At 43.3% G+C, this 12,546-nt stretch carries 10 protein-coding genes and 1 tRNA gene; 10 read left to right on the top strand and 1 reads right to left on the bottom strand.

Translation table 11 applies throughout. The features are described 5' to 3' along the window. From atpG to selA, 4 genes are all read left to right on the top strand, one after another. Window positions 1–641 (top strand): ATP synthase F1 subunit gamma (atpG, locus tag RYL27_RS08330; RefSeq protein WP_314966506.1); only part of this gene is annotated, 641 nt, incomplete at its 5' end. A 20-nt stretch (window positions 642–661) separates the two neighbouring features. Beyond that, entirely contained in the window at window positions 662–2,056 is a 1,395-nt protein-coding gene (gene atpD / locus RYL27_RS08335; protein WP_007157829.1) for a F0F1 ATP synthase subunit beta, read from the top strand. A 12-nt stretch (window positions 2,057–2,068) separates the two neighbouring features. After that, window positions 2,069–2,485, top strand: a complete 417-nt coding sequence (gene atpC, locus RYL27_RS08340; protein ID WP_007157828.1) for an ATP synthase F1 subunit epsilon — start codon at window positions 2,069–2,071, stop codon at window positions 2,483–2,485. A 228-nt stretch (window positions 2,486–2,713) separates the two neighbouring features. After that, the gene (gene selA, locus RYL27_RS08345) at window positions 2,714–4,111 is read left to right on the top strand and encodes an L-seryl-tRNA(Sec) selenium transferase (RefSeq protein ID WP_314966509.1); all 1,398 of its coding nucleotides are present in this window, start codon (window positions 2,714–2,716) and stop codon (window positions 4,109–4,111) included. 212 nt (window positions 4,112–4,323) lie between these two features. Here the strand turns inward: selA and RYL27_RS08350 are convergent, their stop codons facing one another. Beyond that, window positions 4,324–5,022, bottom strand: coding sequence for a DUF542 domain-containing protein (locus RYL27_RS08350; protein WP_314966511.1), 699 nt, complete (start codon window positions 5,020–5,022; stop codon window positions 4,324–4,326). 224 nt (window positions 5,023–5,246) lie between these two features. Here RYL27_RS08350 and RYL27_RS08355 point away from each other — a divergent pair, with 224 nt between their 5' ends. The 6 genes from RYL27_RS08355 (at window position 5,247) to RYL27_RS08380 (ending at window position 12,250) form a co-directional block, all read left to right on the top strand. After that, window positions 5,247–5,789: a glutathione peroxidase gene (locus tag RYL27_RS08355; RefSeq protein ID WP_314966513.1), complete on the top strand. Its 543-nt coding sequence runs from the start codon at window positions 5,247–5,249 to the stop codon at window positions 5,787–5,789. A 163-nt stretch (window positions 5,790–5,952) separates the two neighbouring features. After that, window positions 5,953–6,942 carry a helix-turn-helix transcriptional regulator gene (locus RYL27_RS08360; protein WP_314966515.1) on the top strand — a complete coding sequence of 330 codons (990 nt, stop codon included), beginning with the start codon at window positions 5,953–5,955 and terminating at the stop codon, window positions 6,940–6,942. A gap of 230 nt (window positions 6,943–7,172) precedes the next feature. Beyond that, entirely contained in the window at window positions 7,173–8,627 is a 1,455-nt protein-coding gene (locus tag RYL27_RS08365) for an alanine/glycine:cation symporter family protein (RefSeq protein ID WP_314966517.1), read from the top strand. 146 nt (window positions 8,628–8,773) lie between these two features. Further along, window positions 8,774–10,705, top strand: coding sequence for a hypothetical protein (locus RYL27_RS08370; RefSeq protein ID WP_314966518.1), 1,932 nt, complete (start codon window positions 8,774–8,776; stop codon window positions 10,703–10,705). Window positions 10,706–10,868: 163 nt separating this feature from the next. Further along, complete coding sequence (locus RYL27_RS08375; protein WP_314966520.1) at window positions 10,869–12,137, top strand: threonine/serine ThrE exporter family protein; 1,269 nt, start codon at window positions 10,869–10,871, stop codon at window positions 12,135–12,137. A 40-nt stretch (window positions 12,138–12,177) separates the two neighbouring features. Continuing rightward, window positions 12,178–12,250: transfer RNA gene (locus RYL27_RS08380), tRNA-Pro, on the top strand. The last annotated feature ends 296 nt before the right edge of the window (window positions 12,251–12,546 follow it).

A 12,546-nucleotide genomic window follows, 5' to 3' on the forward strand; every position in this document is an offset into this window, starting at 1 on the left:
CCGAGAAGTGGTGCTATGTATTGATTGCGGGAGACCGCGGTATGGCGGGAGGCTATAATGCCAATCTTTTCCGTACCCTGGAGGAAGAAATCAAGGGCAAGGAATTTGCTTTGTTCCCATTAGGAAAGAAAGCCTTAGAGTATGGACGGCAGAAGAAGTATGAGCTGTTTAATGACAGCTATACTCATGTTGGAGAGGTTGGAATTTCCGACTCTTACAGCATTGCCCAGAAAATCTGTGAAGCCTATAAAAATCAGGAATTCGGCCATGTGGCATTGATCTATACGGATTTTGTGTCCATGATGAGCCAGAAGGCAGGAGCTATTTCTCTTTTGCCCTTGTCTGATTTTAAAGAGGAAAGCGAAGAAGAAGCGAAGAAGATTCGTAACCTGATTCTCTACGAGCCAAGTGGAGAAGATGTTTTTAATGCGATAGTACCGGAATATCTTGCAGGGCTGGTCTATAGCGGAATTTGTACTTCTGTTGCCAGTGAGCTGGCAGCAAGAAGAACGGCTATGGAGGCGGCTACAGATAACGCCGGAGAGATGATTGATAAATTAAGTCTATTCTACAATAGAGCAAGACAGGCAAGTATTACCCAGGAAATCACGGAAATCGTTGCCGGTGCGGAAGAGTTGTAGTGTAGAAAAAGGAGAGATACATGACAGAAAAACATGTAGGAAAGGTTATACAGGTCATGGGTGCCGTCCTGGATATTCGATTCCAGGAAGGGGAACTCCCCTCCTTATTGAACGCAATTTCCATTCAGCTTGGAGATACCGAGCTGATTGCGGAGGTTGCACAGCAGTTGGGAGATGATGTGGTACGTTGTATCGCAATGAGTTCCACCGATGGCTTGGTTAGAGGAATGGAAGCTGTTGATACAGGAAACCCCATTACAGTACCTGTTGGAGAGCCTTGCTTGGGAAGAATCTTCAACATTTTGGGAAATCCTGTAGATGAAAAACCTGCCCCTGAGACAGAGGAAAGATGGGCGATTCACCGTCCGGCTCCTTCTTTCGAGGAGCAGACCCCTGCTACAGAGATCCTGGAGACAGGTATCAAGGTAGTAGACCTCATTTGCCCTTACGCAAAGGGAGGAAAGATCGGACTTTTCGGTGGTGCGGGAGTAGGTAAAACCGTATTGATCATGGAGTTAATCCATAACGTGGCAACAGCTCACGGCGGTATTTCCGTATTTACCGGTGTAGGAGAGCGTACTCGTGAGGGTAACGACCTTTACGGAGAAATGAAGGAAAGCGGCGTTTTGGATAAGACTGCCCTGGTTTACGGACAGATGAACGAGCCGCCCGGAGCGAGAATGAGAGTTGCTCTTTCCGGTCTGACCATGGCGGAGTACTTCCGTGATGTGAAGCACCAGGACGTATTGCTCTTCATTGATAATATTTTCCGTTTTACCCAGGCAGGTTCAGAGGTATCCGCACTTCTTGGAAGAATGCCTTCTGCGGTAGGATACCAGCCAACACTGGCAACAGACATGGGTGCTTTGCAGGAGCGTATTACTTCCACAAAGCAGGGATCTATCACCTCCGTTCAGGCGGTTTATGTGCCTGCGGATGACCTTACCGACCCGGCGCCTGCAACAACATTTACCCACTTGGATGCGACCACCGTATTGTCCAGAGATATCGCAAGTAAGGGAATTTACCCTGCAGTAGATCCTTTGGATTCCACCAGCCGTATTCTTACTCCGGAAATCGTGGGAGAGGAGCACTACCAGGTGGCAAGAGGTGTACAGCAGGTACTCCAGAGATATAAGGAATTACAGGATATCATCGCCATCATGGGTATGGATGAATTGTCTGAGGAAGATAAGATTAGCGTTTTCCGTGCCAGAAAGATTCAGAACTTCCTGTCTCAGAGCTTCTCTGTAGCAGAGCAGTTCACCGGTCTTGCAGGAAAGTATGTTCCTTTAAAGGAAACAATCCGCGGCTTTAAGATGATTTTGAACGGAGAATGTGACGAGCTTCCTGAGTCTGCTTTCCTCTTAGTAGGAAACATCGATGAAGTTTTTGAAAAAGCTAAGAAACAGTAAGGAGGGACCTTTATGGCAAACTTCCATTTAGAGATTGTTTCTATGGATGGGCAAAAATTTGACGATGAAGTAGAACGTGTCAGCTTAAGAACCATTACAGGAGACCTGGCTATCATGGCGCACCATATCAATTACTGCACAGCGGTAGGTATGGGTACAGCCAAGGTGATTATGAAGGATGGTAGCGAAAGAAAGGCAGCCTGTATCGGAGGAATGCTTTCCATGATGGACAACCATTGTCGATTGATTCCCACCACCTTTGAGTGGAGCGAGGAAATCGATGTTGATCGTGCTGAGAGAGCCAAGGAGCGAGCTGAGAAGAAGATTCAGGATGAAAAGCTTTCCGAAGAACAAAGACTTCGGAATCAGGCAAAGCTTTATCGTGCGCTTATCCGTTTACAAACAGCAGGAAAAAACAGCAGCTTATAAAAATACTATTTTATAAAAACGATATTTTATAAAATCCTAGCAAATTTAGAGCTTAGAATGAAGGCTTGGGAGATACTCCCTTAAAGCATTTCTTCTAAGCTCTTTCTTTATACATAAAATTCGGTTGGAAATCCCCGAGTTTTTCTCTCAATGTAGCTATCCTTTAGTGAATTTATGGTACAATGGATTCTAAAGAAAGTATAAACACAAGAGAAAAGGAAGAAGACCATGGATAGAAATGCATTTTTTAGAAGAATTCCCAAGATTGACAACATATTGGAGGAGGAGCAGATTCTCTCCTTTATTCAGGATTACGGCTTATCCTATGTAACGGACTGCGTAAGACTTGAAGTGGAAAATCTCCGAAAATGCGTTCGGGAGGAAGAAGAGGAAAGTCGAATAGAACAGGCCTTTTCTTCTCTTTACAGTAGGATTACGGAGCGCATCGAGGGCGATGTCAAGCCGAAGCTCAGGAAGGTGATTAATGCCACCGGCACCATTTTACATACCAACCTTGGTCGTGCTTTGCTTTCTCCGAAGATCGGGCAGGAGCTTGCCAAGATGCTTTCTTCCTACTCCAATCTGGAATACGACTTGGAAAAGGGAGAGCGGGGGGAGCGTTATAGCCATATTAAGGACAGCATTTGCAAAATTACCGGCGCGGAGGATGCCATGGTGGTCAATAACAATGCTTCTGCCGTTTTACTGATTCTCTCTACCCTGGCTAAGGGAGGAGAGGTTGTGGTATCCCGGGGAGAACTGGTGGAGATCGGGGGAAAATTCCGTATTCCCGATGTTTGTGCCGCTTCCGGGGCGGAGATGCGGGAAGTGGGAACCACCAACAAGACTCACTATCAGGATTATGTGGAAGTTGTAAATGAAAATACAAAAGCCTTCTTAAAGGTGCACACCAGCAATTACAAAATCTGCGGTTTCACGGAATCTGTAGAGGCCAGAGAATTAAAGCCACTTTCTCTGGAAACCGGAATTCCTATTATTGAGGATTTAGGCTCCGGCGTGCTTCTTCCTTTGGAAAAATACGGACTTCCCCACGAACCAACGGTACAGGAAGCCATCGAAGCCGGTGTGGATGTGGTTTGTTTCAGCGGAGACAAGCTTTTGGGAGGTCCTCAGGCAGGAATTATTATCGGAAAAAAAGAATATATTGATCAAATGAAGAAAAATCCTCTTACCAGGGCTCTTCGGGTAGATAAGCTTACCATAATCGCATTGGAACTATGCTTTTTAGAATATCTGAAGGAGGAGGGGATTGAAGAAAGAATTCCTGTACTTCGTATGCTGTCGGAAGAGCAGAGCGTGGTCAAAAGACGGGGGGAAGCATTGCTTCATTTGTTCCAAAAGGAATCTATCCCCGGAGAATATTCTTTACAGCCCTCAAAAGCCCAGGTTGGTGGAGGCTCTCTTCCGGATACCTATATGGACAGCTATGCTGTGGTTTATCATCCGGAGAAGCTTTCCGTATCTCAGCTGGAAGCCAGACTTCGAAAAGGAAAAACGCCGATTATCGGAAGAATCTGGGAAGATGATTACTGGATGGACTTAAGAACCATACAGGAAGAAGAGTTAAATGAAATTATAGAGACCTTTCAGGAGGCTCTGTACTAGAATGAAATTAAGTGGCTGCAAAAAATCAAAATAAAGCAATTTTCGGCAATATAGGTCTGAATACGGGGTAGTCTGAGCCCGTCGGTACTTGCGAAAAACAAGTGAAAAGCAGTTTTTCGCTTAGTATCCGTTACGTGGCGAAGCTAGCGAGAGCGTGCCCCATTTCAGACCTAAATTGCTTAGAAAATTATTTTATTTTTTTTAAAACCCCTTTATTCCTGCTCGTAATACTCCGGAAAGGCAATCGAATTTTCCTTAAAGATATGCATGAAAATATCCTCCACCAAGGCTTCCATCTGGCTGAAGCATCTTCTGTAGGTAGGGCAAACATCCTCCGGGGCTGTAAAGAAATTTGTCTCTTTCTGTAAAAGCTTAATCAGATCTCCTGCTGCACTGTGTTCTTCCTCCAAACCCTTCACATAGGCAATGTCTTCAGAACTTGGTTTACCGGTTTTTTTCATCATCGGGAAGACCAGCTTTTCTTCTTTTGCAAAATGTTCTTCCAAGTCCGCCTTTAAGAGGGCAAAGTGGTGATGAATGGAACTAAGCTCTTCTCCATGGTGTTCGTAGTGCACCACAAGAATTTTGTTTAAAAGAGCCTCTACATCTGCCATTAGCTCTCTTTCCTTGACATGGTGGCTGCGCTCTAAATCCACCAGCATTTCCGGCACAGACAGAGAACGAAAACGCTGCAATTCTCCCTCGTAATCTAAATCATTTTTCTTTGGAAGGGCTGCCAATCTTTCCAGCTCCTGCATAAAAGGCTCCAGCTCAATATTTTTCTCTTTGGCAATCTGTGCAATAGGATCATGTCCTCCACAGCAATAATCCAAACGATATTCATTTAAATAGGGAATGGTGCCGGGATATTCCTTTACCACATCCGCTAAAGTCATTTCTTTCGTAATCATATAGACTCCTCTCCTGATAGTGTTCCTCTTTACGTCCTCAGGATAACAGAGAAAAAATAAAAGATATGTTGCAAATGTAACAAAAACATCAATCGAAATGAAAGATATGAATATTCTTGACAAAAGTATAAAATAGAGTAAAATTAAATTGCAAACAATTTATATACCAAAAAGCTATTATAAAATATAAGAGTTCAAGGGAAAGTAGAGTATAGGAGGAAAATATGGGAATTTATGATTACAGTGTAGAGAAGAGAAATAGGGAAATGCTATCTCTAAAAGAGTATGAGGGAAAGGTGCTTTTGATTGTCAATACGGCAACAGGCTGTGGATTTACACCTCAATACGAGGACTTACAGAAGCTCTACGAGAATTTCCATGAAAAGGGTTTAGAGATTTTGGATATTCCCTGCAATCAGTTTGCGGGACAGACTCCGGGAACAGATGAGGAAGTTCACCAGTTCTGTACCCTACAGTACAAAACAGAATTCGATCAGATGAAAAAAGCAGAGGTCAATGGTGCCAATGCTCTTCCTTTATACGGCTATCTTAAAGAACAAAAAGGCTTTGAGGGATTTGGAAAGGGCGTAAAGGCTATGGCCATGGGAGCGATGTGCTTTGCCAAGGACCCGAAATACAAAAAGAATCCGGATATCAAGTGGAACTTCACCAAGTTCTTGGTGGATAGAAAGGGAAATGTGGTACAGCGTTTTGAGCCAACCCATTCTATGGAGGATGTAAAGAAGGCAGTAGAGGCACTCTTATAATTTGCTAGACTGAGCGATATAATTTTTTTAAAAACGAGTATCCTGTAAAAACTTGGGATGCTCGTTTTTGATATTCTACAATTCTGAATATCCTATTGTGCCTTTTCCTGTTAAAATGTGCGTATAGTATTTGAGAGTATCATTCTAATTGTTGGGGGCTGATATGGCGAAGAGAAGGAATCAAAAGTGGAAGTGGTATCATTTGCGAGAAATATTACTGCACAAAGCTGATGAAGAGCATCCACTAAGCATGGCGGAAATCCAAGATTATTTAAGAGAGCTGGATATTGAGACGGATCGGAAAAGTGTCTATGATGACTTGGAGTGCCTTCGCCAAATGGGCTATGATGTGGTCATGGAAAAGCAGGGCAGAAGCTATGTCTATTATCTTGGCAGTAAGGAATTTGAACTGGCGGAATGTAAGCTTCTGGCGGATGCGGTGCAGGCCTCCCGCTTTATTACGGAGAAAAAGTCTAAGGAGCTCATTAAGAAGCTCACCACCTTTGTCAGTGAATATGAAGCCAGACAATTAAACCGTCAGCTGATGCTCCCCGGAAGAATCAAGAGCATGAACGAATCCATCTATTATGTGGTGGACGAATTGCATAGAGCTATTGCGGAAAACAGGCAAATCAGTTTTTCCTACCTGCAATGGAATATGGCAAAAGAACTGGTGGAGAAAAAGAAAAAGCCCTACCTGGTCAGTCCCTGGAATTTGATTCTGGAAAATGAAAATTATTACCTTCTTGGCTATGATGGAGAGGAGGAGATTTTTAAACACTACCGGGTGGACAAAATGAAGAATATCCGGATTCTTGATGAGAAAAGACTAGGGGAAGATGCTTTTCAGAATCTGGATATGGAGCATTTTCGGCAAAGAACCTTTTCCATGTTTGCAGGAGAACGGAAGAAGGTGAGCCTTATCTTTCGAGAGGAAATGGTGGGAATTCTCCTGGACCGTTTCGGAAAAGAGATTTCTCTTTTTCCTGCGGAAGAGCCCGGCTATGCCATTTGTCATGTGGATGTGGCAGTGAGTGAAATGTTTTTTGCTTGGGTGTTTTCTTTGGGAGGAGCCGTTAAAATTCTAGGGCCGGAAGAAGTTAAGGAAGCGTATATTCATGCTATGAAGAAGGGCTTGGATGAATACTGTTAAATCCTCTCAGGAAAGAAAAGTCCTTGCCAAAAAGAAAATAGCTGTTACAATAGGGAAAAGCACATTGTGCTTTTTCTTTTACGCTTATTACTTTAGTACATAAAAGCATAAACGCATAAAAGTGAAAAAGTGCAAAGAAACAGAGACGAATTCGCAGAAATGTGTATCGGTGAAAACTATATTGAAGGAATGGCTGAAATTTGTGATTAAGTCAAGAAGGGGAGGAAACTATGTCACTTATTGTATCGATGATTGAAGCGGTAACCGGATTTTTATGGGGAGACTTGGTAAAGATTCCACTACCCGGAGGAAGCAGTCTGGGGCTGTCTTTGATGGTGATTCTATTAATTCCCGCCGGCATTTATTACACGATTCGCACGAAATTTCTTCCTATTCGTTTATTTTCAGAGATGGTGGCAGTGATTTTGGAAAAGCCTCAGGGAAAGGAAAAGGGCGATCTGAAGAAAGGAAAGCTGTCCGGCTTGCAGACTCTGATTGTTTCCACGGCCACAAGAGTGGGAATGGGAAACCTTGTAGGAGTGGTTGCAGCTATTTCCGCAGGAGGAGCAGGTGCGGTTTTTTGGATGTGGATTACTGCTTTAATCGGTTCTTCCACTGCTTTCGTAGAGGCTACATTAGCCCAGTTGCATAAGAGAAAGGATCCATTATACGGGGGATTCCGTGGCGGTCCTGCCTACTACATCCATGACTTCTTTTTTAAGAAGGCTCCCGGAGAGGAATTGAATGGAGAAATTCCTAAAAAGAAGAACATTATTGCGATTCTTTTTGCTCTTTCCGGTTTGATCTGTTGGGGAGGAATCAGTCAGGTAATCGGAAATTCCGTGTCCTCCGCTTTTGAAAATGCCTTTTCCGTTAAACCGATTATTTCCACAGCAATTCTTGTGCTTCTGGCAGCGGTAATAGTCTTAAGAAAACACGCTACAGCAAGGGTTTTGGATGTGATTGTACCGGTGATGGCCGGCTTATACTTTGCTCTTACTGTTTTTGTAATCCTGAGAAATATTACATCTCTGCCAAGCGTATTTCAGAGAATTTTCTCCGAAGCCTTCGGCCTTCGGCAAATAGTGGCAGGCGGTTTCGGTGCGGTAGTTATGAACGGTGTAAAGCGCGGACTTTTCTCCAATGAGGCAGGCTCCGGCTCTGCGCCCTGTGCGGCAGCTGCGGCAGATACGGATCACCCGGCGAAAATTGGATTATTCCAGGCTATGGGGGTATTCATTGATACCATTGTAATCTGTTCCTGTACCGCTTTTATCATGCTTTTGGTACCGGAAGCACAGATTGTAAATCTGCAGGGAATGGATATTTTGCAAACTGCTATGGCATACCACTTCGGCTCCTTCGGAAAGATATTTATTGCGATTATTTTGTGGCTCTTTAGCTTTTCCACTTTTTTGGGAATCCTGTTCTATGCCCGTTCCAATATTTCCTACATTTTCGGAGACAACTGGGCTTCCCAAACCGGCTATAAGATTTTTGCTTTGATTATGCTCTTTGTGGGAGGCTTGGCGCAATACACCGTAGTGTGGGATATGGGAGACATGGGCGTTGGACTGATGACTATTTTCAATCTGATTGTTATGTATCCATTAAGTAGAGAAGCTCTGGCAGCCTTAAAGGACTACGAAGAGCGCTTGAAGGAAGAACGTAAAGAAAAAAACTGAATATAGCATAAATCCAGGGGAGAAACCGACTGTATAGATGCGGTTTCTCCCTTATTGCCGGGAAATAATATTATTCTTGCCTTTTCATCCTTAAAAAGGTATTCTTAAGTCAGTGAAATAATACTTTTCATGAAGGGGAGGTCAGTATGGAACAACAAGATGAACAAAAGGAAAAGTTACAGCAAGAGGGTGATTCCGGAGATGCCGGGAGCACTGCTTCGGACAATCTTCAGGCGGCTGCAGAAGCTGTAGAAGAAAAGCTGGAAGAAGGAAAAGAAGAGCTGAAGAATCAGGCTGAGAATCTTGCAACGGAAGCGCAAGGGAAGGTAGAACAGCTGGCAGAGGGCGTTCAGGATCAGGCAGAGAATCTTGTATCAGAAGCTCAGGATAAGCTTAACGAGCTGGCTCCTGAAGCGGAAAAGCAGGCTGAAGCAGCAGAAAGTAAGGCTGAAGCAGCAGAAAGTAAGGCTGAGGAAGCTGTTCAAGAGGCACAAGCCCACGCGGAAGAAGCAGCAGAAAAAGTTCAGGACAAGGCTACAGAGCTTGCAAAGGAAGCAGAAGCCAAAGCTGAAGAAGCGGCTCAGGAAGCCGGAGCTAAAGCTGAAGAAGTAGTAGCAAAGGCAGAGACAGTAGCTGCGGCAGCCGGAGCAGCTGTGGCGGAAAAGGCTTCCGAATTAAAAGAGAAAGCAGAAACGGAAACCGACAAAAAGATCAAAGAAATCAAGGCAAAAAAACAGGTAAAAGACAATGCCAATGCAGAAAATGCAGGAAAGAATAATTCCGCACTTTTTGTAGGAGTTGCCGTTGTTTTGATTTTACTTGTTTTGGCATCTTTCTTCGCTTTATTACCAAGAAAGACAAAAGTCAATTTGGACAAGTATGTCACGGTAAGCTTTGACGGCTATGATGGCTACGGAAAAGCCTTAGTGAAGTTTGATAAGGATGCGTATCTGAAGGATTACAAAAAGAAAATCAAGTTAAAGAAAAGCGGGAATTTCCTGCAGGACAGCTTGACCAAGAACTACGGAGCGGCAGAGCTGCTTTATGATTTCTACGTTGACGGAAACTGGAAGATTGAAGGGGATTCGTCGGACGGAAAGCTGAAGAACGGAGAGACCGTAAAGCTTAGCTGGGGATTCAATCAGGAAGAACTGGAAGAACAATTTAAAGTCAAATTCAGCTCTAAGGGAACAGAATTCAAGGTTGAAGGTTTAAAGGATGTACAGCTTTTTGATGCCTTTAAGGATTTTGACTATAAGTTCACCGGCATTTCCCCGGAGGGAGCTGTGGAGTGGAAAGGAACCGGAGATATGGATGGCTCCAAGGGTTACTACTTTACGGTTGAACCTTCCATGGATTTGAAGAATGGTGACAAGGTAAAGGTGAAAATCGAGCCGGCAAATCCGGAATCTGTAATTCAAAAATACGGTATTGCTCCTAAGGAAACAGAAAAAGAAATTACGGTAGAGGGCTTACCTTCCTATGTGGAAAAGGCTGACGCAATTTCAGATTCTTTATTGCAGGATATGCAGAAGGAGATTACAGATAAGATTCAGTCTCAGTTAGCAAGCCAAGGAGAAGAGGTAAGCTTTGTGGGGGCGGAATACTTGGGATATTATTTCCTGACTTCCAAGAGTGCCAATGCCTTTGAGCACAACATTATGTTCCCGGTAATGAAGGTCAATGTGCAGATTAACATTCCGGATAAGAGTTACAATGCGCAACACAGCTATTATTTTACAGGCGCATTTACCAACCTTATGGATGAGGGAAGCGGTAAGGTTACAGTAGATTTAAATGATATGGATATTCCTTATCACTACGCCACCATCGATACAGGAGTTGTAGCTTGGTTCAGTACTGTAAAATTCAATTTTAGCGGATTTGAAGACCTGAATTCTCTTCGGAATCAATGCGTAAGCCAGAAGCTGGACAAGTATACTGTAGAGGAAACCGTAAAAGATCCTGCGGCGCAAAGCACAGAGTCCGGTGCAGAGAATAAGGAAGAAAGCTCTTCTGCAAATGAAGAGAAGGAAAGTAGCTCTGCAGCAGAAAGCAGTGCGGCAAATCCATCATAATAAAGCTTTTTGTACAAAATTTCAAAATACGAAGATGGACTATGCTCTCATCCCTTGCAATTTAAATCTGCCTAGGGTAATATGAGATTCTCAAAGAGGGAAGAAGATGAATTCTTCCCTCTTTTGCTGAGAAAATTGCATAGTAGGGGTGAAGAAGCTTAAGATGGCAGAGTTATTGGAAAAAATGGATAAGGGGCAGAGTTGTTCCGGATTGGATATAGAGATTCCCATGGCGGTGGGAAGAATGCTTATGAAAAGCGGTGCAGAAACCTACCGCGTGGAAGAAACTATGAATTATGTAGCAAAATCACTGGGGGTTCAGCATTTTTCCGCTTATGTTTTAAATCGAGGAATCTTTGCCTCCGGAACCAATGAGCAAGGTATAAAAGAATCAGGCGTAATGAATGTACCGGATACTGTTTATAATTTACGAAAGGTGGAAGAGGTGAATACCTTGTCCCGCAGTCTTTCCAAGGAGAATAGAATTCCGAAAGCGGAAATTTTGCGCCGTTTGGAGGATATAGATAAAATAGAAGGATATGGATTTTTTTGGATTTTAGTTGCCTACTATTTTGGATCCTTCGGTTTTGCCATGGCTCTTGGAGTCCCGTTTATGGATTCGGCTATATCCGGTTTGGCCGGTATATGTTTGGGAATTGCCAGTTATTACTTGTCCCGCTTTGTGAGCACAAGTTATATTATGACGATTCTGGGAAGCTGTGTGGTAACGCTAAGTGTAAATGTTATGTATTATTTCGGAATCGGAGAATATCCCAGTCGAGTAATGCTGGGAGCTTTAATGCTATTGGTTCCGGGAGCCTTTTTCACGAATTCCGTTAGAGAATTTTCTCAAAACAACTACCTGGTAGGAACATCTTTGTTGCTTACCGCGATGCTTACCTGTGTTTCCATGTCCGTTGGAGTTGCGGCAACGGCGGAGGTTTTACCTTTTGCTATGCAAATGGGAGAAGCTCAGGGAATAAATTTTTATGGCGTATTGTATAAAGCGCTCTGTGCAGTAACGGCAGGGATGGGTACGGTTTCCTTTGCCCTTCTTTATCAAGTACATTATAAATACTTTTGGGACATCGGCATTATCGGTTCTGTTTCCTGGTTCATTTATCTGATGGTGGAGGATATTTCAGGAATGGATTCCATGGCGGTTCTGTTTTCGGGGATTTTTGCGGCAGTATTCTCCCGCTCCTTAGCGGCCAAGAGAAAGTGCCCCACCACAATCTTTTTATCCACCAGTATCTTCCCCCTGATTCCGGGTATTGGTGTATATAAGGCAATTTATTATTTAATTACGGGAAATGGAGCATTATCGTTAAAATATGGGCGGTCTTGCTTTCTTACAGCCTTTACCATTGCTATTGCTATTGGAATCGTGCAACAGATTCCCCAGAGTTTCTTCCAAAAAAAATCAAAATAAGCTTGCATTGTGGGGAAAAATAAGATATATTTTTCCCTATCGGGATGTAGCGCAGGTGGTAGCGCGCTTGACTGGGGGTCAAGAGGCCGCAGGTTCAAGTCCTGTCATTCCGAGGAAAAGGCTTTGTAAAGGAAACTTTACAAAGCTTTTTTTGACGGATTCTATAAGCTTTATCATACTGCTTTTAAAAGCGGTAATGGTTTTTAGTTCTATAATACTGTTTCATCCGGCAATAGGGGAAGATGTCACGAACATTTATGGGTAATTACTATCGGCGATAGCAGAGAAAAAATAAGCAAAAAATCGAAAAGTAAGAAAAATTTTAAAAAAACTATTGACAGTCCCATTTTCGAATGTTAAGATACACAAGCTGTCGCAAAAAACAAGACAGCAAAAAGCAGAAAGAAAG

The sequence above is a fragment of the Oribacterium sinus genome (assembly GCF_963537195.1).
GTDB classification, from domain to species: domain Bacteria; phylum Bacillota; class Clostridia; order Lachnospirales; family Lachnospiraceae; genus Oribacterium; species Oribacterium sinus_A.

What these genes read in the sequence shown, in the direction of transcription:
- atpD (WP_007157829.1), top strand. Translation starts at nt 662, where the DNA reads ATGACAGAAAAACATGTAGGAAAGGTTATACAGGTCATGGGTGCCGTC.
- atpC (WP_007157828.1), top strand. Translation starts at nt 2,069, where the DNA reads ATGGCAAACTTCCATTTAGAGATTGTTTCTATGGATGGGCAAAAATTT.
- selA (WP_314966509.1), top strand. Translation starts at nt 2,714, where the DNA reads ATGGATAGAAATGCATTTTTTAGAAGAATTCCCAAGATTGACAACATA.
- RYL27_RS08350 (WP_314966511.1), bottom strand. Translation starts at nt 5,022, where the DNA reads ATGATTACGAAAGAAATGACTTTAGCGGATGTGGTAAAGGAATATCCC.
- RYL27_RS08355 (WP_314966513.1), top strand. Translation starts at nt 5,247, where the DNA reads ATGGGAATTTATGATTACAGTGTAGAGAAGAGAAATAGGGAAATGCTA.
- RYL27_RS08360 (WP_314966515.1), top strand. Translation starts at nt 5,953, where the DNA reads ATGGCGAAGAGAAGGAATCAAAAGTGGAAGTGGTATCATTTGCGAGAA.
- RYL27_RS08365 (WP_314966517.1), top strand. Translation starts at nt 7,173, where the DNA reads ATGTCACTTATTGTATCGATGATTGAAGCGGTAACCGGATTTTTATGG.
- RYL27_RS08370 (WP_314966518.1), top strand. Translation starts at nt 8,774, where the DNA reads ATGGAACAACAAGATGAACAAAAGGAAAAGTTACAGCAAGAGGGTGAT.
- RYL27_RS08375 (WP_314966520.1), top strand. Translation starts at nt 10,869, where the DNA reads ATGGCAGAGTTATTGGAAAAAATGGATAAGGGGCAGAGTTGTTCCGGA.